Below are 23,925 nucleotides of genomic sequence, written 5' to 3' on the forward strand. Positions count from 1 at the left end.
AAAAATTTCATATTGACAAAATAATTAGTAATTTCGTACTAAATCTGTTAGCATGTCATTTGCCGGAAAAAACCTAAAATATTTACGCAAGCTGCGTGGATGGACGCAGGAAGATTTTGCTGCCAAGCTGAAAATCAAACGTTCCCTGTTGGGGGCTTATGAAGAAGAACGCGCAGAACCCAGGCTGGAAGTGCTGGAACTGGTCAGTGAGCTTTTTAAAGTGAGCCTGGATGAACTTTTTCTGAAAGACCTGGAGGATACCAAGGGTAGTTATATCGCCAAACGCAGAGCGCAAAAACTGGCAGCAGCACCAACGGTAATCCAGTTTGTTCCTATGAAAGCTGCAGCGGGTTATCTGAATGGCTATGCCGACCCGGAATTCATTGATGAACTCAATACGTTCACGCTTCCCATGTTGGCACCAGGCTCCTACAGAGCTTTTGAGATTATTGGAGATTCCATGTTGCCGACTCCCAGCGGTTCCATTATTGTGGGAGAGAAAATAGAAGACATGGACAACCTGAAATCCAGTCATACCTATATTGTGGTATCCAAACAGGAAGGTATTGTCTATAAAAGAATTATGAAGAATACAAGGGCCAAACAGAAGTTCACCCTGGTAAGTGATAACCCTGTTTTCCAACCCTATCAGATTGATGCCAATGATGTGCTGGAAGTATGGCAGGCACAGATGGTCATTACCCGCGCCAACCACCAACAACGTTGGGATGTGGATCAGTTGGCTTCTGTTGTCTCCAATCTGCAGGAGCAGGTGAGCTCCCTCAAGAAAAAAATGAATTAGCAGGCTTACCCCTGATGCAAATCGGTTGTTTTTAGTACTATGGGTTAGTAAGGCCCCGTGTTTCACGGGGCTTACTTTTTTAGTAAACAGCAAATGCTTCTTTGAATGTATTGCAATGCGCCTCCACGATATCCCGGATATCAGGTGAATAACCGCCACCCATTGATACGGCACAGGAAATTCCGGCTTTTTTTAAATAGGAGAACACCATCCGATCCCGTTCTCTGCAACCCTGTTTGGTTACTTTCAGTTTTCCGAATTTATCTGTCTCAAGAATATCAACACCTGAGATATAAAAGGCAAAATCAGGTTCTACACGGTTAAGGACCTTCTTTAGATGGTTGTCCAATAGAGAAAGATACTCTTCTGTTCCGATTCCATCTTCCAAAGGAATATCCAGGTCGGATTGTTCTTTGTGAAAGGGATAATTATGTCGGCCATGCATGCTGAAGGTAAAAACAGCCGGATTGTTTTCAAATAAGTTGGCCGTTCCATTGCCCTGGTGAACATCCAGATCAATCACCAGAATTTGTGAGCAATGTTTTTCCCCTAAAAGAACATTTGCCGCAACAGCCACATCATTTAATAAACAAAATCCTTCGCCCCGATCTGCAAAAGCATGATGGGTACCACCGGCCACATTCAGCGCAACCCCATGTTCCAATGCATGTATTGCACAATCAATGGTACCCTGGGTAATGATTAGTTCGCGTAAGGTCAGCGCTTCTGATTGCGGAAAGCCAATATGTCGTTGTTCTTTTGCAGATAGTTCCTGATGCAATAGCTTATACACATAGCCGGCATCATGGGTTTGCAAAATAAGTTCGGTTTTGCAAATACCCGGACTATGCAGCGACTCTTCTGTTATCACGGATTCATATAATAATTGCTCTGGTATCAATTCATATTTCAGCATGGGAAACCGATGACCGGGTGGTAGCGGATGCGCGTAAATGGGGTCATACGCAATGAATCGGGTGGATGGCTTCATGAGTTAATTTTCCATATGGATTTACTGCAGCGGAATTATTTGCTGATCTGCAATGGCAAAAACGTAAGCCCCTGCTTCAGGTGAAACAATTGCCAAACCGGTAAAGGCACTGAAGGCTGGCAGAATAGCTCTCTTTTTACCGAAATAAAAACAGGGCAATCGCAAAGATTGTTTACCCAATCCACTTAAACGGATACCGGGATGAATATGTCCCGAGAAAATATAATTGGTTGCTACTGTTTCGTACGCTGTAGAAGCTGTATCCTCCCAGTTATGCATAAAGGAAAAAGGCCCTTTTGTATAAATTCCCCGAACAAGCTGAATTTCCTGTTCAGCATACCAATTCCGATGCAGAATATCATGGTTTCCCATTACCAGTGTACATTCAAGCTGTGTATGATCTTTTCGCCAGCGTGCAAACCAGTCTGTTTCCCGGTTATACTCAGCATGAAAAAAATCACCTACAATAATCAATTCCTTTGGCTTAAAATATTGAACCAGGTGGAATAAACGCTGTAAATCCTCCTTGTAGAGATCCTGCGGAACACCAATGCCCGACTTGCGGAAATGACCGGTTTTACCAAAATGCAGGTCAGAAACCACGAGTGCAGCTTGGTTTTCCCAATAGATTGCCCTGAGTGGTGTCAGCCATAATTGTTGATCGGCTAATTGAAAAGAATGTGGAGCTTTCATGCTAGTACAAAGCTAAATGCTTTATTTTTAAGAATTCCTAACTCAAAACCCCGCAATATGAATGTTTTAAATCCATTTGAAGAAGAGAAAAAAAAGCTCCCAACGATGCTGAATGTATTAACCATTCTGACATTTATAGGATCTGCTATCATGTTGATTTCTATTCCTATTTCAAAATTTTTTATAGGATTTGCAAAAAAAGCCATGGAAGATCCGGCTACTATGGAAAGAATGTCAGATAAGGAAATTGCAGAAATGGAAAAAGGTGTTCGTGTATTTGATTTGATGGAAGCCAATGCCACCCCTATTTGGATAGTTACTATTCTTGGAGCAGCACTATGTGTATATGGAGCTATTCAGATGCGAAAACTAAAAAAAGATGGATATTTTATTTATTTAGTAGGTGAAATACTTCCCATAATTGGATTTGCCATCATTCTTGGGTTTTCGAATTATTTCACCACAACTTCCAGTTATTTTTCCAATCTTGGCATACCCCTGTTATTTATTATTTTATATACCACCCAATTGAAACACTTGAAATAATTATTTAAGTAATTGCATCTGCATTTTTCGAACCCTGTCCTCCAGGCTTTCAGAAGAAAGTTGTTCCCGTTTACTGTCCACTTTAATGGGGAAACAGAAAGGAGTTAGTTTTTCAGGAAAGGTAAGTACGATCTTGCTTTGCTGAATTCTTTCCAGCATATTCCGAAGCCGGGTTTCTTCCATTTGCTGATCAAACACTTCCTGGTAGGCCTGTCGCATTAACAGATTATCGGAATCATATTCCTGAAATACCTTGAATAAGAGCGAGGCGCTTGATTGCAGGTGTCTCGCTTTTTTCTGCTCACCCGGATAACCCTGAAAAAGTAATCCGCCTATCACAGCAATATCCCTGAATTTTCGTTTAGCCATCTCTGTACTGTTGACACTTCGCTGGATATCATTAAATAAATTATCCAGACTGAACAATTCGTATACATTGCTATCATCCACCGGAATTGGCTGATCACTCAATAATTCAAATCCATAATCATTCATGGCAAAGGAAAAACTGATGGGTCTTATTTTACTGATCCGATAGGCGAGTATCGCTGCCATCGCCTCATGTACCAAACGTCCTTCAAAAGGAAAAACGTAGAGATGAAATCCGTCTCTGGTTTCGATCTGCTCAATCAATAATTCATTCGCGGCCGGAACATGACTCAGGTCCTGCTGTAGTTCAAATAAAGGGGCCAGTACCTCCACTTCAACCTTATCGCTTTCTCCTGTTCCTGCTTCATTAAAGGTTTGCCTGAGAATTTTACCCAGATTTGCGGAGAGCGGCATTCTTCCGCCCATCCAGCTGGGTACGATGGACTTTTTACTGGTTGATTTCCGAACCAATACCGTCATGTCCTTAATCATGACCAGCTCAAGGTTTCTACCCGCCAGCGTGAAGCAGGCTCCGGGTTCCAGTCTGGATATAAACCATTCTTCAATTACACCAATATAACCTCCGGAAACAAACTTAACCTTTAACATGGCATCACTTACAATGGTGCCGATATGCATCCGATGCCGCATGGCCATTCTCCTGCTGCTGATCCGATATACGCCATCAATGATTTCTACTTTTTTATAATCATCATATTGCTGCAATGCTTTTCCTCCATGTACCAAAAACTGTAAAACCTGTTGCCATTCCTCTTTGGTCATTTCGCTGAAACAAAATGTAGATTTCACTTCATCATATGTCTGTTCTGCTGTAAATCCTTCTGAAATAGCCAGTGTGCAGAGATACTGCAGCAATACATCATAACATAACAGAAAGGGCTCGCGCGATTCAATTAATTCCATTTGCATGGCTTCCTTTAAGGCGGCCGCTTCCATTAATTCGAGTGAATGCGTTGGCAGAAAATAAATCCTGCTGGCAGCACCCGGCTGGTGCCCGCTTCTGCCTGCACGCTGTAGAAACCTTGCCACCCCTTTGGGAGATCCCACCTGGATAACAGTTTCAACCGGTCGAAAATCAACACCCAAATCAAGACTTGCCGTACAAACAACACATTTAAGTGTACCCGCATGTAAGGCATCCTCCACCCAAATCCGCAAATCCTGTTCAATGCTACCATGATGTAAGGCCACTGCACCGGCAAGTTGCGGAGCAACATCCAGTATGGCCTGGTACCAGCGCTCACTCATGCCTCTGGTGTTGATGAACAGAAGCGTGGTTGTGCTCGCTTCAATTATAGGAATTATTTTTTCAACCAGCTTGATACCTAAATGTCCAGCCCATGGATATTTTTCAATTTCATCCGGGATAATGGAAATCAATTCTGTTTTTTTCGGCAAGTGTGCAGAGATTATTACACCTGGTTTTCCCAGAGTTGCCAATAAGACATCCATCGCTTGTTCCAGATTTCCTATAGTGGCGGATATACCCATTACAGAAAGTCTTCGCGCCTCATTAAAGTTGTGATGGATCCGGGTGATTCTCGACAATGCCAGTTCAACCAATACGCCGCGTTTGCTTCCCAGTAACTCATGCCATTCATCCACGGCCAATAAGCGGAGGGAGCGAAAAAATTGCGGATAACCTTTTTGTGCCAATAGTAAATGCAGACTCTCTGGTGTAATAATCAAAATTTCAGGTGCCTGTCTTTTTTGACGTTGCCGCTCATTGGTGCTGGTATCGCCATTACGAATCCCAACTGTCCAGGGCATACCCAATTCATTCAGAGCTTCTTCCATTGCCCTTCCAATATCCTTAGCTAATGCACGTAAGGGTGATACCCATAACAATTGCAATGATTTGGGAGCCTTGTTTCGGAAATCAGTCGGGTGATCATTGATGTACTGAATCACTGCACCCAAAAAAACCGAATAGGTTTTACCATATCCCGTTGGCGCATTCACCAAACCCGATGCACCTTTTCCAATTAGTTCCCAGGCTTCTTCCTGATACGCAAAAGGCCGCCGCTCTTTTTCAGCTAACCATTCTTGTATTACCCGGTATCCTATGGTGGATTGCAGTTGCACGAATCTTATTAAATTGTTTTCAGGTACTCCAATACCGCCTTGCGTTCTGCATCGCTTAATTTATCTCCGAAAGTATGCCCCTGATTGCCATAGCCATTTAAGCTGGTATTGTAAACCTGATTACCGCCAGGCTGATCAACCGCTTTATATTCCCAGGCCATCTTTTCAACATCATAGCGCGGGTTGCTAAAGTTTCGCTGCCAGTAAGCAGGCCTTAACCGGCTGTCCAGTACCGCTTCCAGAAAAGGAACGGAGCCATTGTGCAGATAAGGCGCTGTACTCCAGACTCCATCCAGCGGCGGAGCAATGTATCCGTCAAATGGTACCAGCCTGGCAGGATGATCTCCCTGCGCAAACCAGCTCTTATTGAACCAGTTTACAAACTGCGGATTTTGATAATTACTCTTGTATAAGGCTGAATCTGTTTGAATAATGGCTGCCGGAATCAACAGATTGGGAAACTCTTCTTCATCGCCGTATTTACCATGACATTTGGAACAATTGTCAATAAAAACTTCACGGCCTTTGGCTGCCAGAGATGCATCAATTTTACCCGGGTAAGGTGGTGGTCGCAAACTGAAAATAAAGGCCAGTACATCACTGATTTGCCGATCTACTTCAGCTGCTTCCGATGAGTCTGTTACCGTTAATAAATTGGATGCCATCAGAAACCTGCCAAAATCACCCCTGCCAAATCCATTGTAAAACATGGCATTTTTTTTCCTTAGCAACCACCAGGCAGGCACATCACTTGGAATAACTTCTGCCGGAATTTCCATGGATGCCGTATCAGCCCATTTCAGCGTTAGCGGATCACGATGCGCAACCAATACAGCCGCCAGCCGGTCTGCTGCATTCACGCCTCGCACTGCGGTGCTGAGATAGGGTGCAATGGTGCCGGCAACCTGCAGGAAATCTTTGCTGGCTTCATATTTTGAAGGGGCATTTGCTTTCAGCATGGTGCCCATCATTTTTACTGCATTCGGATTCAGTTGTTGCCCTGCGGTGAAATCAATCAGTGTATTCCCCATTCCCAGGTAGAGTGAATCATTCACTACCTGTGCATGGCATTGCATGCAATTGGGTGCAACCAGATTTTCACCATTGCCTGCTTTTACTACGGTATAATCATGCGAAACTGTTGCATTCAATCCGGTTCTGTTCAGGTAATTCCTGTTTTCTTTCCCCTTGCCTAAAACAAAAAAATCATAGGGAATTCCTCCCTTTACATAATCACCGGTGGTTAAATACTGATACCCTTTTGCTGCATTGCCGCTTCTTTGTTTGGATGCCGGAATGGGAACCGGTTTTTCAGGGTCCATTGCACCTGTATAACTGCTGAGCAGGAAGCTAGCCAGACAAACAACAAAAACAAGAGAAAAACAGATGCGAAACAGCATATAATTCGGATTGATCAAGATCTAACAAATTTCAGGCCTTTGATGTTCTAATCGCGCCCGCCTGTCCCAAATTGTTGCAATAGTTGCTGTAAATCTTCCAGGGTATTTACTTCTGCTGCGGTTTTATCTTTCCGCCAGCGACTGATACGTGGAAAACGCAAGGCCACTCCGCTTTTGTGCCGGTTGGAAGCGGCAATTCCTTCAAATGCAATTTCAAATACCAACTCAGGTTTTACTGTCCGAACCGGACCAAATTTTTCCAATCCATGTTTTTTCACATAAGCATCCACTTCGGCTAATTCTTTATCCGTTAGTCCCGAATAAGCTTTTGTAAAAGTGATAAATTCATCCCCCTTACGAACGGCAAAGGTGTAATCGGTGTATAAATTGGATCTTCTGCCATGTCCTTTCTGGGCATAAATTAAAACTGCATCGATGGTCAGCGGATCGGTTTTCCATTTCCACCAGTCGCCCCGTTTGCGCCCAACCTGGTAGAGGGAGTTGTTTCGTTTGATCATTAATCCTTCGGCAAAAAAATCCCGCGCCTGGTGGTACAGTTCTGTTAGTTCTACCCAGCTTGCGAAGGCCAGTGTTTGCGGTAAAAACAGGGCTGGGTGGCGGATGGTGCTGAGCAGTGTCTCCAGTTGGGCGCGTCGTTTTGTGAGTGGTTCGTTGCGCCAGTCGGTACCCTGCCATTCGAGCAGGTCGTACGCGAAAAAACAAACCGGTGCATCCTGCAATTGTTTGCGGGTTATGTTTTTCCGGCCGATGCGGGTTTGTAGCAACGCAAAGGGCAGGGGGCGACCATCCTGCGCCGGAATGATTTCACCATCCAGCACCAACCCGTCGGGTAATTCGTTCAGCAGGGAGGCGTATTCGGGGAATTTATCGGTCATCAGTTCTTCACCGCGGCTCCACACAAAAAGTTGCTGGTTACGTTTGATGAGTTGCCCGCGGATACCATCCCATTTCCATTCTGCCTGCCAGTCGGCCGGATTGCCGAGTTCAGCCAAATCCGTTTCCAGCGCATAGGAAAGATAAAAAGGATAGGGTTTGGAAAAATCGACTGCCGCGCGCACGGGGTCGAAGAGCTCATTGAAACCGGTGGACTGCGGATCCCACTGACCACTGATCAGATAAGCCACCTGGCTTGCTTCGAGGCCTGTTAGCCTTGACAGTGATTGTACCAGCAATTGTTGCGATATCCCTATTCGGAAACCGCCGGTGATGAGTTTGTTGAACACAAAGCGTTCGGCTTTATCAAGCTCCTGCCAGGCGGTGAGTACAAAGACTTTTTTTTCTTCGGGCGATTGGTTGCCAATTGTGATGAGTTGCTCGAGATAATGTTGCAGGGAGTGGTTGCCGGTATGGGAGGGTGGCGGCAACAGTAATGAAATGGTTTCGGCCAGGTCACCCACGGTATGGTAGGCTTCTTCAAAAAGCCAGGAAGGCAGTTGTACCAGTTCGGCGCTCCAGGTACGGAGCAGGGCGCTGCCGACGGTACGTTTGGGGCGGCGACCGGTGAACAGGGCAATTACCCAAACCGCATCTTTTTCGGGGGCGGTTTCAAAATATTGGATAAGGGCGCTGAGTTTATCCCCGATTTTGGTGCTGGTGCCAAGTATCTGAACCAGGTCGGCAAACAGGTTCATGCCCGTTTTATTCTTCTGCTTCAGTGGTTCCATAGTCGGTGGCAATTTCATGTGATTCAATCCCGTTTTCGTTGAGGTAGCGGCTGAAGGCAGATTGGAAGCCATGGGTTACAAATACCCTTGATGCACCGGTAGCTTTTACGGCAGTAAGAAGTCCCTCCCAATCGGCATGATCACTTAACACGAAACCTGCGTCGAGGTTGCGTCGGCGGACATTCCCACGCACCTGCATCCAGCCACTGCAGGAAGCCATTTTCGACGGGCCGAATTGTTTCAGCCAATTGGAGCCGTCAACGCTGGGTGGGGCAACTACTAAAGACTCTTTTAAGGCTTTTTTTTCGGAAGCCGTGGAAAGTTGTTCTGCCGTCGGCACCCGTGTAACCGCCGGCAGGTGGAAGCCGGCGCCGATCAGTTTTTCCTGGGCGTTGGCGATGGCACCGTGGGCAAATATGGGCAGTTCGAGTGGTGCCAGACAGTCGATCACACGTTGTGCTTTGCCAAGGCTGTAGGCCAGCAGCACCGAACTGAAACCATTGGCTTTGTTTTGCAGTACCCAGTCGCGGATTTGCTGGTAAATGATTTCCTGTTTTTCCCAACGGTAAATAGGCAAACCGAAGGCCGATTCGGTAACAAAATGATGACAGGGCACTGGTTCAAAGACGCCGCTGATACCGTCGTCAGCCACTTTATAATCGCCGCTCACCACCCAGATTTTCCCTTTGTATTCGAGGCGAATTTGCGAAGAGCCGATGATATGTCCCGCCGGGTGCAGGCTAACCTGCACACCGTTGATGATTTTGTTTTCGCCCCAGTTCATGGCTTCCACATTTATCTCTCCCAGCCGAAGCTGCAGCAGGGGTTTGGTGTGGGTATGGCAGAGATAGGATTGATTACCCCACCGGGCATGGTCACTATGTGCATGGGTGATGATGGCTTTATCAACCGGCAGCCAGGGGTCTATATAAAACCCTCCCTGTTGGCAGAATATTCCTGATTTGGTGAAGCTGAGCATGGGTTGGTTGGGCAATATAGTTTGTTAGTTAATATAGTTCGTTTGATAATGTAAGATGTTAATCAATAAGCGGGCCGGTGAGGGTGGCAGGTGCTAAAAAAGGTTGAAAAAAAGCGATTTTTGACTGTCTCATCCTAACATAGCTTATTTGGTTAGTGCAAAGTTTCTGGTGGTCCGGTTAAGCTTCTGGCCCAATCTAATTGTGCCCAGGTTTTAATTGGATTGGAAACTTCAAATGCCTCAACTCTGAGAGGAATTGACCGGAATAACTGGAAGTTTAATCAGTTTGATAGTTACATGAAATCAATTGAAAAAATTCAGTCCTTTGGCATTTCCGTTAATGGCTGCTTTATACTGGGGTTTGATTCAGATACAAAAGATACCTTTAAACATACCGAACAGTTTATCAAAGACAGCAATTTGTCTGAAGTGCAGATAACCCTGCTGACACCATTTCCCGGAACGGAATTATACCGGCAGCTGCGAAGCCAAAATCGGCTCTTACAGCCAGTTTACTGGGATAAATGCACCTTGTTTGATGTGACTTTTATGCCAAAAAATTTCGCTGTTACTGAATTGGAAAATTCTTTCCAGGAATTGATGACGAATGTATACAGCCAATCCAATGCAGAACAACGAAAATCCACTTTTAAAAAAATTCTTAAAACCAGAACAACCTCTGCAAATGTTTAAAACAATCAGTAGCCTGCTTTTATTGAAACTAACAAGAGAGGAAATGCTTAAATTTAACCGGAAGCATTTTATTGTTGGATTACTGGGGACCTGGATCGTTGGTATTGGCCGGTATTGGGATGATAAAGGAGCTTCCCTGCTTCAGCATTTGGGATTAGGTTCTGTAATTTATATTTTTCTTTTGTCACTTTTCATTTGGTTGATCATTAAGCCATTTTTGATAGACCAGTGGACCTATTTCAGGGTGCTGACATTTATAAGTCTCACCTCGTTTCCCGCACTATTCTACGCAATTCCGGTAGAACTGTATTTTTCGATGGAAATATCCAATTTAATAAATGTATGGTTTCTTGCGCTTGTTGCTGCCTGGAGATTATGTATGTTGTTTTATTTTATTCGAGTCTTTACCAAACTGGATATTTTGGATATTACAACAGTAACATTATTGCCCATCTGATTAATTATTACCACACTTACCATACTCAATTTACAGCGGGTTGTGTTTGATATTATGGGTGGACTTAGAAACGAGGGCCCCCACGATGCAGCCTATAATGTGTTGTTTCTGCTGACAATTATCTCTGTAATTTTAACCCTGCCGCTGTTAAGCGCGTATGCTTATTGTGTTTACAGCAGGAGGAAGAAACTAAGGTCATTGGCCTCAGACTGAAATTTTTATTTCTTTTTCCCCGCCTTACATCTCTCGCTGCAATATTTAACCTCATCCCAAACCTTTGCCCATTTTTTTCTCCAGGTAAAAGGGCGGTTACAGGTGATGCAAACCTTTTGCGGAAGGTTTTCTTTCCTGACTGCTTTCATTACATGAAAATTAATTCACGGTTGTAACTGTTCCGTTCAACAACCTGACCACATATACTTTCTTGTTTTCGAAATAATCCAGTTGCTGTTGTTGTTTATTAAGTAGAACGGGTTGTATATCAAAATCGGTGAAGACCTGGTATTTTTTTTCTCCCAATCCCAATGCAAGATTGGCACCCTGTTCTGCCACCATTTTACCAAAACGATACATTACTTCATACCCTCTGAAAACCATATCACTCGGACGGGAATATAATTTGTCTCTAAAATAGGTATTGATAGAACTGCTTAATGAATCTGTACGAATTGGATTAAAAGGGATGGTATACATTATTTCCAAATCCCGGTATTCCTCTTCTTCAAAATCCCGGATCCCGTCCCAGGTTGGCATTCCCATTACCTGAACCGGATAGGTTTTGCTAAGCACGGCTAGTTCTCCTGCAAGTTTACGTGCAAACTGAACATCCAGGCTTCCTGCAACTGCAATGGTTGTTTTATTACTATCCAGATAGGGAAGCAGATTGGTTGCCTGGAAATTGGCAGGCAGCGTGATGTATTTCAATTTTAATTTGGAACCAGGTTTGGAGTTCTCCACATCTGTCAAATATGTTTTCAACCTTGCTTCCTGTGTTCCGTTTTTGGTAAATACAAGAATGGAGGTGGCCGCATTCATTTTCTTTTCCAGATAATTATAAATCCCTTCTGCATGAGATGCCAGGGTGCTGTTCAAAATCACCATATAAGGATTGTTCGTTACACCGGCATCATTGGGGATATTTACATTGATAAAGGGCACCTGGTTTTTATTGGCAAAATCTGCCAGCGGACGAATTTCATTGTTGGAAATATGTCCTACCAGCAAACTGGCATCCTGTACTGCAGGATCTTGTATGAGTGTTGTTATACTTTTTCCTGATCTGGTATCCAGTACATTCACATCAAGCTCAACATGCTCCTTGTTCAGTGAATCAATAGCCAGTTGTACGCCTTCATAAAACTCCAGTCCCGGTAAAAAATACCGGGGAAATTGTTTGCCAAAGCGGTATTGTCCGGTTGCATCAAATGCAGAATCAAGGTATAACGGCAGTAAAAAAGTTACTACCTGCTTTTGTTTTATGGGTTTGGCCTGAACCATCAGCTGACTGCTGTCCTGTGCACTACTCTGAACAGTTAGCAGTAAAATCAATCCAACCATCCAACAACTGATCCTGCATAATTTGCGCATGTACGTGGGGTTTAGTTAATTATTCCCATTCTATGGTAGCCGGCGGTTTACTGCTGATATCGTACACCACCCGGTTGATACCACGAACATTATTGATGATATCACTCGAAATGTGTGCCAGAAAATCATAGGGCAGATGCGCCCAGTCGGCTGTCATCCCATCAACGGAAGTTACGGCTCTTAATGCAACCGTGAACTCGTAGGTACGCTCATCCCCCATAACACCTACACTTTTTACCGGTAATAGAATGGCACCCGCCTGCCATACTGATTTATATAAGTTGTGTTCTTTGAGCGCAGAGATGTATCGGTGGTCGGCTTCCTGCAACAGTTTAACTTTTTCTTCAGTTATTTCACCCAGAATCCGAATAGCCAAACCAGGGCCGGGGAATGGATGGCGATCGATTAATTCATCGGGAATACCCAATTCACGTCCAACTTTCCGCACCTCATCTTTAAATAAATATCTAAGTGGTTCCACCAGTTCCAGGTGCATCTGTTCAGGTAAGCCACCCACATTATGGTGCGATTTAATGGTTACTGACGGCCCATGCACCGATACGCTTTCAATTACATCGGGGTAAATGGTGCCTTGTCCCAATAATTCAATTCCTTCCACCTGTTTTGCTTCTTCCTGAAATACATCGATAAAGAGTTTACCGATTACTTTTCTTTTGGCTTCAGGATCTGATTTGCCGGCCAGATCGGTATAAAAACGATCTTTTGCATTCACTCCTTTTACGTTCAGGTGGAGATGATCTTTATAGGTTTTTAATACCTGTTCAAATTCGCCTTTTCTCAATACGCCATTGTCAACAAAGATGCCGTATAAGCGATCGCCGATGGCTCTTGAAATCAGGGTGGCTGCTACAGTACTGTCCACACCACCGCTTAATGCCATGATCACTTTGCGGTCTCCGATCTGTTTTTTCAATGCAGCAACAGTATCTGTAATGAAATGTGCGGGTGTCCAATCCTGTGAGCAACCACAAACTTCAACCAGAAAATTCTGAATCAATTTTTTACCCTCGATACTATGGTACACTTCCGGGTGGAACTGAACGGCATAAAGGGTTTTCTCTTCATCTTTTTTGCGAAATGCTGCAACCGGAATCGATTGGGTATCTGCCAGTAATTCAAAGCCATCCGGAATTTCTTTCACACTGTCAGCATGACTCATCCATACCTGGCTTTGCCTGGACATGCCTTTAAAAATGCGATCCTCTTTTACGATCTGCAAAAGCGCTCTTCCGTATTCCCGTTTGCTGCTTTTTTCTACCCGGCCACCGAATTTTTTAGCGGTTAGCTGTGCACCATAACAAACCCCCAGAACCGGAAGTTTTGCAATCATTGCCTCAATGTCCACATCCGGGGCATTTTCTTCATTTACCGAAAACGGCGATCCGGAGAGAATGATCCCTTTTAATCCGGGTTCATAATCGAAGGATTTGTGGTAAGGGATGATTTCGCAATAAACATTGGCTTCACGTACAGCCCTGGCAATCAATTGAGTATATTGAGAGCCGAAATCGAGAATGAGAATTTTTTCAGTCATGGTGGCGCGAAGTTACAATCTTTTTTCAGCGCTGCTTCTTCTGGTAACTTTTTCCGGCAATCGGCGTCTAAGCTTATAAATATTTTGTTTTTTTGACTAAACAACCTCACATGAAAGCATTTCTTACTGTATTGGCAGTTGCCTGCCTGAGTCTGACAGCCTGTGTTTTTAATTCGGGTAAAAAAGTAAAAGGTAATGGGAATGTTACCACTGATACCCGTACTCCCGGTTCTTTTGAATCGGTTGAACAGAAAGGCAGTTTTGATGTGGAATTGCTGGTAGGGGAGCAGGCTTCCATCACGCTGGAAGGAGAAGAAAATATTCTTTCCAAAATTGAAACCTATGTGGATGGCTCCACGCTGAAAATAAAAACAGAAGAAGGATTTAATCTGCGTCCAACCCGCACGGTACGGATTAAAGTAACCGCCCCCCGCTATAAGCAGGTTTTCTCCTATGGATCAGGTAATATCATTTCAGAATCAGTTATCAAAAATGATGAAGCCATGGAGGTTGGAACCAAAGGCAGTGGGGATGTAAGGATTGAAGTGATTGCACCCGAAATAACAGCATCCATCTACGGAAGCGGCAATGTTACCTTAAAAGGTCAGACACGTAAAGTGAAATTGGAATGTACCGGAAGTGGCGACCTGAATGCGGTTGATCTTCTTTCTGAAGAAGCTTTTGTAGATATCAAAGGAAGTGGAAATGCCAGTGTAAATACCAGCAAAAGCCTGGAAGTGGAAGTGAAAGGTAGTGGGGATGTGAGTTATAAGGGAAGTCCCACGATCCGTACCGATTTTAAAGGAAGTGGCAACCTGCGGAAGCTCGAATAAATTTAGTTATCATAAAACTGCTGGTGTACCAGTTCTCCTTTTCGGTTATAGGTAGCCAGTGAACGGATGCGGCCACCAGGATCGTAATAAGACCAGGTGCCGCTTCTTTTTCCATGTTTGTAAGAGCCGGAAGCACGCAACAAACCTTTGCTCAACCAGTGTTCCCAGTGACCTTCCCGCAGCCCGTTTTTATAATAACCCGAATCTTTAGCTCTTCCATTGGGGAAATAATTCATGTAAAGTCCGTGGTGCAGGCACTCTTTAAAAGGTGCCATATAGGAATTGTCTCCTCCCTGTTCATTGAACTGCAAACTGGCCAGTACCATGCTGTCTACCGGAACCGGAGGAAGCTCTTCATGCCTTTTTCCATACAAATGCCAGAACGATTGAAGTGGTGATATGGCGTGGTGTAGAGCCGATCTGTTTTGTTGCGCTTCAATTGCCAGCGGCATCAAAACATGTTTGGGATGTTTTTTAATTTCCTGTTTTATCCTTTGTAATTTGGCAGCACTATAGGTACGTATGAACCGGGGCTGTCCATTACTGTACCAGCCTTTCCATTCGCCATCCGGTATGCCCATCTCAAATGTTCCCTGATCTCTAAGTTGAGCAGAATCAAACCAGCTTTTATAGGGGCCATGCGGGAGGTTTCGTTTATAATTGACCTTAAATCGGTAACCGCTTCCGGAAATGGACTGGCCATCCTGTTGTCCTGTCCAAAACAATACTGAACTGGTTCCGGCAAGAGCCAGCCAGGTTAATAATAGTTGTTTCATGGGCGCAAGCAATTGTTCCAAATGTAGTTAACAATGCTGCTTTGAAACTGGTTTGCCGGTATTAAATTTATTCTTATTCCATTACCCTAAATACCGGGTATCGGTTATGTCCTGGTTCATAATAGGGCGATTGCCGGAAGATAAAATCCAACTGCTGTGTGGCTGATTTTGCAAAAGCCGTATCAGCCGCTTTTTTCTCTTCCAGTGCTTTTTGTAATTCGGGATGTTCTTTCAGGTATTTTTCTGCCGTGTCTTCAAAAACATAGGAACTGTATCCTTCTTTTTGTCCAAGTATGGCATCAAAAAAATTCCAGGTAAAATAGGAGTCCATAGCCTGTGGTTCCAGTACTTCCACCAGGAACCGGTTGGCCCGCTGATTCATGGGAATATACCAGTCTCCTTTTCGGAATTGAATCTTTTCCCTATGTGTGCTGACCTGTACATTGGCATTCAGGTGATGGCCTTCAAACGCCCTGGCAGACGGACTGTTTTGCACGATTTTATAATACTCCACTTCCATACTGGTATCTTTCTGCAAAGGAATCATAGTAACCCGGTTGATTTGTAATAATTCCACCACTTTCCACCAACCCTGCGGCAGGATATAGGCAGCCGGTTTTTTGACTTCCATGGCCACTTCATACTGATTAAAAAAGCGGATCTTTTTTTCAAATGGTTTGGCGCGATCATAGTATAACCTGGGCAAACCCGAAATGCCGCTGGGTTTTCGTCCGGCTTCAAACCCCTTGAATGTCAACTCTGACCATTTATCGCGGTTGAGTTTCCACTGAATGGGAAAGGATTGCGCAGTTCTTTGGACTTCTGTTGTTTCTTTTATAAGTTTTTTAATGCGGATTCTGTTTTCTGATGCAAACTGAACAAAACATTCCATGAGGGCATAGGTAGCTTCCACCCGTTGTGGATAGGGTTTAAGCATATGAGTTTCCGGCACAAAGGCAAAACAATTCCACAGGCTGGCAAATCCGCTGGAGTAACGCGGACCTTCCAGAAATTCCGGCCAGCCAGACTCCGGCGTATCACCAAAGGCGTTCACATAAGGGATGAGGTCATAGCCTTTTTTCTTCATCAGGGAATAGAGTCCGGGCTCAAATTGCTGGTTCATAAACTGCCCCAGACTTCCGCCCAGTTTGTTATGCTGTGAAGCGATCAGGGTCATGATATGCTGGTAATCTGCCCCGTTTGATACATGGTTATCGATGAAAACATCGGGCTGCAGGTAGTGGAAAATGCGCACAAAACTGCGGGCTTCCCGGGTGTCGTTTTTTATAAAGTCGCGATTGAGGTCATAATTCTGCGAATTTCCCCTGGAACCAAAAGCAGCCGGACCGTTTTGATCCACCCGATAATATTCCGAGCGATTCAGGGCGCCACCAATATTGTACACCGGAACAAAGGCCAGGGCAACATTATCAGGGATGGATTTCTTTCCTTCCACCAGGTCTCGCAGCCAGAGCATACTTGCATCAATTCCATCCGGTTCACCCGGATGGATGCCGTTCAGGATAAACAGCACCACTTTGTTTTGCTTATGCCAGTTGACCGGATCTGCGCTTCCATCGTTACTGAAAAGAGCCAGGTGAAGCGGAAAACCGGCGTCGGTAGGACCCATGGTTTTGAGCAGAAGGCGGTTGGATCGCTTATCGAGGTCCTTGTAAAATTGGATAACCTGGGAATAGGTCGATGTCTCTTTTCCTCCTGATTGCTCGAAGGGAATTTTTTGAGCATGGCTTTGTAGGGAGACAACAATCAGTAAAATCGTGCTGAAAAGATAGAATATTCGCATAATCAGGCGATTAAGCAGGAAAAATAAACAAAAAAAGGTCCAGCCTTATGGCTGGACCCGTATATTCGGTCAGATAGTTCGTAATTCGTACGAATTAAGCAGTAGCCAGGGTATTGGCGCGCTTAGCCAGCTTGCTTTTCAGGTTCGCAGCTTTATTCTTATGAATAACACCACGTTTGGCCAGCTTGTCAATCATAGAGATCACGTTCGGCATGGATTCGTCAACCGCTTTCTTCTCTGTAGTAGCCTTCAGATCACGAATTGCGTTACGGGTAGTCTTACCGTAGTAACGATTTCTATCACGGCGCTTGGCTGCCTGACGCACATCTTTTTTGGTTGCCTTATGATTAGCCATTCTTCTAAATTTTGGACGGCAAAGGTAATGAGAAATGTAAAAAGTAAAAAATAAAAAGTAAAAAAACTTACAAAAACACAAAATTGAGAGGTTTCTGCGTTTCATCACCCAAACAGCAAATTAACGTCAATTTAGTGTTGTCTTCACGCTTCATCCTTAGGGCGCGCTCTTTCTTCACTTCTTTTCCCGATATTTGCTGACCCAATTTTTACCCGTAAAAAGGGCTATCCATATGAAGGATTTTTCTTATATAACCAGTTCGTCACCAGCCTTTATTGAGTCATTATACCAGGATTTTGTGAAAGATCCGGCTGCCGTTGATCCTGAACTCAGAAAGTTTTTTGAAGGTTTTGATTTTGCTATAGAGCAGGGACAAGCCAATGGCCAGGAAAAACCTGCGGCCAATGGTACCCAGGTTTCGCAACTACCGGCCGATCTTGACATAAAAAAAGAAATTGCAGCTTATAGAATGATTCTGGGCTATCGGAACAAAGGCCATCTTATTGCAAAAACGAATCCGATCAGAACCCGCCGCGATCGGGGAGCCAACCTCGATCTGGGATTTTTTGGTTTTACCGAGGCTGATCTTGATAAGAATTTTTATGCCGGTAACAGAATTGGATTAGGAACTACGAGTCTTCGGAATATCCTGTCGCATATGGAGAAATCTTATGCCTCCAAAGTGGGTATTGAATTCAAATATATCAGCGACCAGGGTAAGGTGGATTTTCTTACCAATGCGATGGAAAAAGAATTCCATCAGCCCCTCTCCATTGAGAAAGAAAAGCGGATTTTGGAGAAATTAAATCATGGGGTAATTTTTGAGAAATTCCTGCATACGAAATATATCGGTCAAAAGCGTTTTTCACTGGAAGGCGGAGAAACCACCATACCCGCTCTTGATGCAATTATCAATACGGCCGGCTCCCTTGGTGTCCAGGAAGTAGTGATTGGTATGGCACATCGCGGAAGGCTGAACATTCTTGCCAATATCATGGGTAAAACCTATGAGCATATTTTCAGTGAGTTTGAAGGTACTGCCATGATGGACCAAACCATGGGCAGTGGCGATGTGAAATATCATATGGGATATAGTTCAGATGTTGAAACGCCGGATGGTAAAACAGTTCACCTGAAACTTTGTCCAAATCCGTCTCACCTCGAAGCGGTTGATCCGGTAGTGGTTGGATTTGCTCGTGCCAAAGCAGATGTTTTATACGAAAGTGAATACGATAAAATCCTTCCAATACTGATTCATGGAGACGCTTCCATAGCCGGACAGGGAATTGTTTATGAAGTATTGCAGATGAGCAAACTGGAAGGATATAATACAGGTGGAACCATCCATTTTGTCATTAATAATCAGATTGGATTTACCACAGATTTTGATGAGGCAAGAAGCTCCGATTATTGTACCTCTCTTGCAGCAACTGTACAGGCTCCTGTTCTTCATGTGAATGGTGATGATGCAGAAGCAGTAGTGAAGTGTGTGGAGATCGCTACAAGATATCGCCAGGAATTCAATCAGGATATCTTCATTGATATGGTTTGTTATCGTAAACACGGCCACAATGAAGGCGATGATCCGAAGTTTACCCAGCCCGGTTTATATTCATTAATTGATAAGCATCCGAATCCAAGAGAAGTTTATACTACTTATTTGTTGGAAAACGGTGAGCCGGGTGCGAAGCAAATGGCCCAGGATATGGAAAAAAAATTCTGGAGTGATTTGCAGGATCGATTGGATGAAGTAAAACAAAACCCGCTTCCCTATAAGTACCAGTTGCCTGAAAAAGCATGGAGAAGTTTGCGCCGGTCTACCGAAGAAGATTTTGATTCATCTCCGGTTACAGCAATCAGTTCATCCAATTTCGATTTGTTGTTTGATCAGTTGATGCAGTGGCCTGATGATTTTAAGCCACTGAAGAAAGTGGAGAAAATCATCCAGGATAAAGTGAAGCTGTTTCAGGAGGAAGGAAAGATTGACTGGGCAACGGGCGAATTGTTAGCTTATGCTTCTTTGTTACTTGATGGCAATGATGTAAGAATGAGTGGACAGGATGTACGCAGGGGAACCTTCAGTCATCGTCATGCGGTGTTGAGAGATGAACAGAATAATAAAGCTTATAACAGATTGAGTCGGATCCCGGGAGCCAAAGGGCAATTCCGGATATTCAACTCTTTTCTGAGTGAATATGGTGTACTTGGATTTGAGTATGGATACGCCATGGCCAATCCGCTTAGTTTGGTTTTGTGGGAAGCACAGTTTGGCGATTTTTGCAATGGAGCACAAACCATGATTGACCAGTTCATTGCAGCAGGAGAACAGAAATGGAACAGGATGAATGGCGTGGTTTTGTTGTTGCCGCATGGGTATGAGGGACAGGGGCCTGAACATAGTTCTGCACGTATGGAACGTTTCCTGCAAATGTGTGCCGAACAGAATATGGTGGTGACGAATATCACAACATCTTCCAATTTCTTCCATGCGTTAAGAAGGCAGATTGCCTGGCCTTTCCGTAAACCAATGATTAATTTTTCACCGAAAGCCAATCTTCGTTTGCCCGATACGTATTCTACCAAAGAAGATTTCACCAATGGTTCTTTCAAGGAAGTGATTGATGATGCTACTGTTGAAAATGCAGCGGGCATTCGCAAAGTATTGTTCTGTTCCGGAAAGGTTTATTTTGATCTGGCTGCAAAAAAACAGAAAGACGGTGCAAACGATGTGGCGGTGGTTCGTGTAGAGCAATTGTATCCGCTTCCTCAAAAACAATTGGATGCACTTTATCAGAAATACGATAAAGCAACCTGGTTCTGGGTACAGGAAGAGCCGCTGAATATGGGCGCCGCTTCCTTCCTGAAAATGAACCTGGCCACCATAAATTTTGGAGTTATCAGTCGCCAGCCCAGTGCATCTACCGCAACCGGTTATGCGAAAGTACATGCGCAGGAACAGGCGGAGATAGTGGATACAGCGTTTTCGATTTAGACGGGAGGAGAGGGGAGGAAGAGGAGAAGGTAAAGAAAGGCAGCGTGGAGGAAGAAGGTATACTTGCGGGATTCAGTGGAGAGAAATCTTTTCTTTCGGGTGCGTGGATTATGTGAATTTGTGCAAATTAATCACAGTGAAATGGAGTATTTGTGAAGTTGTACGGATAATTGAGGAAAAAAATAATTGAGATATTGCAGCGGTTGAATAATTTAATGTTTTCGAAGCTTAATTAAATTGGAGACGTTTGAAGCTTAACTAATTTAGAAATGCAGTAACCTGGGGCAATTTGAGGCTGTTTAGTAATAGTGAATTTGAAAGTGATTCAGGAAGATAGAGGAGTGGTGAAATTGTGTGTGTGCGGTTTATTGATGAATGTTCGGGTTTTAAAGGGTGATCGATATTTTAATGAATGTTCGATTTTTTTTGATGTTCGATTTTTAACTTTTGACTTTTGAATTTTGACTTTATGATAGATATTAAAGTTCCAACAGTAGGGGAATCCATAACAGAAGTTACGCTTATCAAATGGCTGAAACCGAATGGAAGTTATGTTCAAAGAGATGAAATAATCGCAGAATTGGAAAGCGAAAAAGCAACCTTTGAACTTAATGCTGAACAAGCTGGCACACTGGTAACTAAAGCTGCAGAAGGAGATACCATCAAGATTGGAGATGTGGTGGCTTCCATCGACGAATCTGCAGCAGCTCCGGCTGGTGGTAATGGGCAGGCAAATCCTGCGAATACGTCATCTGCTGCAGCTTCGGGACCTGCTACAAATACGGATACTGCAAAGGCGGATGCGTCTTCTGCAACTGCTAAAGCTGTTGGAAAAGGTATTATTGAAATGAAAGTTCCAACCGTTGGAGAATCCATTACAGAAGTCACCCTGGTTAAATGGTTGAAAAAGGAAGGAGATCTGGTTCAGCGCGATGAAGTGCTCTGCGAACTGGAAAGCGAAAAAGCAACTTTTGAACTGAATGCTGAAGAAGCCGGACAATTCAGCCCGAAAGCAAAAGAAGGGGATGTAATCAAAATAGGTGATGTGGTGGCAAGTATAAATACAGATATTGCTGTACCTGTTGCCGGCGGTAGTTCCAAAGAAGCTGCTCCGGCAAAAGCTGAAGCCAAACCAGCTGCAGCCAATGCGCCAGTTACTGCTGTTGCCAATGATGTGAAAGCAACGCCGGTTGCTGCAGCCATTATAGCAGATAAAAAAATTGATCCCAAATCTCTGTCCGCAAGCGGAAGTGGTGGCAAAATTCTTAAGAATGATGTGCTGGACGCATTAAATAATCCGGGACGTAAACCGGGACTGGAGCTGTTCACCCGCAATGAGCGAAAAGAGAAGATGAGCAATCTTCGTAAAACCATTTCCCGTCGCCTGGTGGAAGCAAAAAATACCACTGCCATGCTCACCACTTTTAATGAAGTGGACATGGGACCGGTAATGAGTTTACGTACCCAATACAAAGACAAATTCAAAGAGAAACATGGGGTCAATCTTGGCTTCATGAGCTTTTTCACCAAAGCAGTATGTTTTGCATTACAGGAATGGCCTGCTGTAAATGCTTATATTGATGGTGATTCCCTTGTGTACCACGATTATTGTGATATCTCCATCGCTGTATCGGCCCCCAAAGGATTGGTAGTACCGGTTATCCGGAATGCCGAAAGTATGGGAATGGCAGATATTGAAAAGAAAGTGGTGGAACTGGCTACCAAAGCCCGTGATAACAAACTCACCATCGATGAGATGACCGGAGGAACCTTTACCATCACCAATGGCGGTGTATTTGGCTCCCTCATGAGTACACCAATTATTAATATTCCGCAGTCTGCAATTCTTGGTATGCACAAAATTGAAGACCGTCCAATGGCTGTGAATGGTCAGGTGGTTATCAGGCCCATGATGTACCTGGCTCTTAGTTATGATCACCGGATCATTGATGGACGTGAATCTGTTGGATTCCTCGTGCGGGTTAAAGAATTGTTGGAAAAACCGGAGCAATTGCTCTTTGGTAAAGATCCGGTTAAGACCCTGCTCGAACTCTGATGTTTGCCCGGGCCCATGTAGGAATTGCAATTCAACTGGTTCAGGGCTATAAGGGAGAATTGCCCTTTGTGCACTATCTAAAACAGTATTTCACTTCAAATAAAAAACACGGCTCGCGCGATCGTAAACAGATCGCGCAGCTTTGTTATTGCTGGTTCAGAATTGGCCATGCACTCGAATGGCTTGATTCGGAGCAACGTATGTTAGCTGCCCTTTTTCTTTGTTCAACCCAGCCCAATCCATTATTGGATGCATTACACCCTGAATGGAATGCTAAAACTGGATTGCAGACGGAGGAAAAAATCAAATTGGTATCCAATGGTTTTGATAATTCACTACCTGAATTGGCAGCCGGTATTTTCCCCTGGCAAGAGGAGTTGAGCAAGGGGATTGATCCAATACTTTTTGCCTGCTCCCATCTGGAACAACCGGATCTGTTTATACGGGCACGTCCCGCTTTTCTGGATTTGGTCATAAAAAAACTGGACCGGTCGAAACTTCCATTTCAGCAGGAAGGAAAGGAAGCTTTCCGGCTTGCAAATGGAACAAAAGTGGAAGAGCTTTTCGAACTTAACAGGGAGGTGGTTGTGCAGGATCTTAATTCTCAAAAAGCGGGTTCAATAGTGGATTTCATCATTGATGAACTTCGTGAAAAAGAACCACTTGCGATCTGGGATGCCTGCGCAGCAAGCGGTGGAAAATCAATCCTGGTTTTTGATCGTTTACCCGGTGCCAGACTAACCGTTACAGATATACGCCCATCTATACTCCAGAATTTATTTCAACGCTTTAAACAGGCGGGTTTGTATTCTTATGATGGGTTTGTCGCTGACCTGTCTATTTCAGGTAAAATAGGAGATCAGTATAAATTGCTTGATCAGCAGGACCTGATCCTGGCTGATCTTCCCTGTAGCGGAAGCGGTACCTGGAGTCGTAGTCCGGAAAATCTCTGTTATTTTGATCCGGCTGCAATTGAAACCTATTCATCTCTTCAGAAAAATATACTTCGAAATCTTCTGCCAAAGCTTGCTGTGGGTGGATATCTGCTATATATCACCTGCTCCGTTTTCAAAAAAGAAAATGAAGAAAATATCGATTGGTTATTGCAGCAATTCCCGCTCAGAATAATTCAGCTTGAAACCCTGAAAGGCTATACCAATAAATCAGATAGTATGTTTGTGGCATTGCTTCAGAAAGAACCGGAGTAGTGGATTCAATATTGGTAGATTATTTTGTAGGTTTATTG

Annotated in this window: 20 protein-coding genes; 8 read left to right on the plus strand and 12 right to left on the minus strand. The window is 44.0% G+C overall.

The window, feature by feature from the left end:
* Positions 1 to 52: 52 nt before the first annotated feature.
* Positions 53 to 802, plus strand: a complete 750-nt coding sequence (locus tag B2746_RS08980; protein ID WP_290792516.1) for an XRE family transcriptional regulator — start codon at positions 53 to 55, stop codon at positions 800 to 802.
* A 79-nt stretch (positions 803 to 881) separates the two neighbouring features.
* Here the strand turns inward: B2746_RS08980 and B2746_RS08985 are convergent, their stop codons facing one another.
* Both B2746_RS08985 and pdeM read right to left on the minus strand, forming a co-directional pair.
* Positions 882 to 1,793 (minus strand): histone deacetylase family protein, encoded by a 912-nt coding sequence (locus B2746_RS08985; RefSeq protein ID WP_290792517.1) that lies wholly within the window; start codon positions 1,791 to 1,793, stop codon positions 882 to 884.
* A 21-nt stretch (positions 1,794 to 1,814) separates the two neighbouring features.
* Positions 1,815 to 2,486 (minus strand): ligase-associated DNA damage response endonuclease PdeM, encoded by a 672-nt coding sequence (gene pdeM, locus B2746_RS08990; RefSeq protein WP_290792518.1) that lies wholly within the window; start codon positions 2,484 to 2,486, stop codon positions 1,815 to 1,817.
* A gap of 57 nt (positions 2,487 to 2,543) precedes the next feature.
* Here pdeM and B2746_RS08995 point away from each other — a divergent pair, with 57 nt between their 5' ends.
* Positions 2,544 to 3,032: a hypothetical protein gene (locus B2746_RS08995; protein ID WP_290792519.1), complete on the plus strand. Its 489-nt coding sequence runs from the start codon at positions 2,544 to 2,546 to the stop codon at positions 3,030 to 3,032.
* On the opposite strand, the gene B2746_RS09000 is transcribed toward B2746_RS08995, so the two are convergent.
* The 4 genes from B2746_RS09000 to B2746_RS09015 are packed head-to-tail and all read right to left on the minus strand — an operon-like array spanning position 3,033 to position 9,586.
* Positions 3,033 to 5,507 carry a ligase-associated DNA damage response DEXH box helicase gene (locus B2746_RS09000; protein ID WP_290792520.1) on the minus strand — a complete coding sequence of 825 codons (2,475 nt, stop codon included), beginning with the start codon at positions 5,505 to 5,507 and terminating at the stop codon, positions 3,033 to 3,035.
* 8 nt (positions 5,508 to 5,515) lie between these two features.
* Positions 5,516 to 6,907, minus strand: a complete 1,392-nt coding sequence (locus B2746_RS09005; protein WP_290792521.1) for a c-type cytochrome — start codon at positions 6,905 to 6,907, stop codon at positions 5,516 to 5,518.
* 47 nt (positions 6,908 to 6,954) lie between these two features.
* Entirely contained in the window at positions 6,955 to 8,592 is a 1,638-nt protein-coding gene (locus B2746_RS09010) for an ATP-dependent DNA ligase (protein WP_290792522.1), read from the minus strand.
* Positions 8,567 to 9,586, minus strand: coding sequence for a ligase-associated DNA damage response exonuclease (locus B2746_RS09015; protein ID WP_290792523.1), 1,020 nt, complete (start codon positions 9,584 to 9,586; stop codon positions 8,567 to 8,569). Before B2746_RS09015 ends, B2746_RS09010 begins: the two co-directional genes overlap by 26 nt.
* A 282-nt stretch (positions 9,587 to 9,868) precedes the next feature.
* On the opposite strand from B2746_RS09015, the gene B2746_RS09020 reads away from it, so the two are divergent.
* Positions 9,869 to 10,264, plus strand: coding sequence for a DUF4070 domain-containing protein (locus tag B2746_RS09020; protein WP_290792524.1), 396 nt, complete (start codon positions 9,869 to 9,871; stop codon positions 10,262 to 10,264).
* A complete protein-coding gene (locus B2746_RS09025) occupies positions 10,257 to 10,721 on the plus strand; it encodes a hypothetical protein (protein ID WP_290792525.1) in 465 nt (154 codons plus the stop codon). Before B2746_RS09020 ends, B2746_RS09025 begins: the two co-directional genes overlap by 8 nt.
* Positions 10,722 to 10,939: 218 nt before the next feature.
* Here B2746_RS09025 and B2746_RS22765 read toward each other — a convergent pair whose 3' ends face one another.
* From B2746_RS22765 to guaA, 3 genes are read right to left on the minus strand one after another with little or no spacing between them, the layout of a single operon-like run.
* Positions 10,940 to 11,083: a DUF2256 domain-containing protein gene (locus B2746_RS22765; RefSeq protein ID WP_349680610.1), complete on the minus strand. Its 144-nt coding sequence runs from the start codon at positions 11,081 to 11,083 to the stop codon at positions 10,940 to 10,942.
* 10 nt (positions 11,084 to 11,093) lie between these two features.
* The gene (locus B2746_RS09030; protein WP_290792526.1) at positions 11,094 to 12,308 is read right to left on the minus strand and encodes a hypothetical protein; all 1,215 of its coding nucleotides are present in this window, start codon (positions 12,306 to 12,308) and stop codon (positions 11,094 to 11,096) included.
* A gap of 19 nt (positions 12,309 to 12,327) precedes the next feature.
* On the minus strand, positions 12,328 to 13,863 hold the full coding sequence (gene guaA / locus B2746_RS09035) for a glutamine-hydrolyzing GMP synthase (protein ID WP_290792527.1): 1,536 nt from the start codon (positions 13,861 to 13,863) through the stop codon (positions 12,328 to 12,330).
* 110 nt (positions 13,864 to 13,973) lie between these two features.
* Here guaA and B2746_RS09040 point away from each other — a divergent pair, with 110 nt between their 5' ends.
* The gene (locus tag B2746_RS09040; RefSeq protein ID WP_290792528.1) at positions 13,974 to 14,696 is read left to right on the plus strand and encodes a head GIN domain-containing protein; all 723 of its coding nucleotides are present in this window, start codon (positions 13,974 to 13,976) and stop codon (positions 14,694 to 14,696) included.
* Positions 14,697 to 14,698: 2 nt separating this feature from the next.
* Here B2746_RS09040 and B2746_RS09045 read toward each other — a convergent pair whose 3' ends face one another.
* The 3 genes from B2746_RS09045 to rpsT form a co-directional block, all read right to left on the minus strand.
* On the minus strand, positions 14,699 to 15,472 hold the full coding sequence (locus B2746_RS09045; RefSeq protein WP_290792529.1) for a toxin-antitoxin system YwqK family antitoxin: 774 nt from the start codon (positions 15,470 to 15,472) through the stop codon (positions 14,699 to 14,701).
* Between the two features lie 73 nt (positions 15,473 to 15,545).
* Positions 15,546 to 17,276, minus strand: a complete 1,731-nt coding sequence (locus B2746_RS09050) for a M14 family metallopeptidase (RefSeq protein WP_290792530.1) — start codon at positions 17,274 to 17,276, stop codon at positions 15,546 to 15,548.
* 94 nt (positions 17,277 to 17,370) lie between these two features.
* The gene (gene rpsT / locus B2746_RS09055) at positions 17,371 to 17,631 is read right to left on the minus strand and encodes a 30S ribosomal protein S20 (protein WP_290792531.1); all 261 of its coding nucleotides are present in this window, start codon (positions 17,629 to 17,631) and stop codon (positions 17,371 to 17,373) included.
* A gap of 232 nt (positions 17,632 to 17,863) precedes the next feature.
* Here rpsT and B2746_RS09060 point away from each other — a divergent pair, with 232 nt between their 5' ends.
* The 3 genes from B2746_RS09060 (at position 17,864) to B2746_RS09070 (ending at position 23,887) form a co-directional block, all read left to right on the plus strand.
* Entirely contained in the window at positions 17,864 to 20,623 is a 2,760-nt protein-coding gene (locus B2746_RS09060; protein WP_290792532.1) for a 2-oxoglutarate dehydrogenase E1 component, read from the plus strand.
* 469 nt (positions 20,624 to 21,092) lie between these two features.
* The gene (odhB, locus tag B2746_RS09065) at positions 21,093 to 22,679 is read left to right on the plus strand and encodes a 2-oxoglutarate dehydrogenase complex dihydrolipoyllysine-residue succinyltransferase (protein WP_290792533.1); all 1,587 of its coding nucleotides are present in this window, start codon (positions 21,093 to 21,095) and stop codon (positions 22,677 to 22,679) included.
* A complete protein-coding gene (locus tag B2746_RS09070; protein WP_290792534.1) occupies positions 22,679 to 23,887 on the plus strand; it encodes an Fmu (Sun) domain-containing protein in 1,209 nt (402 codons plus the stop codon). The genes odhB and B2746_RS09070 overlap by 1 nt, the downstream gene beginning before the upstream one ends.
* Positions 23,888 to 23,925 lie beyond the last annotated feature (38 nt).

This window comes from Flavihumibacter sp. UBA7668 (assembly GCF_002483205.1).
Taxonomy (GTDB): Bacteria; Bacteroidota; Bacteroidia; order Chitinophagales; family Chitinophagaceae; genus Flavihumibacter.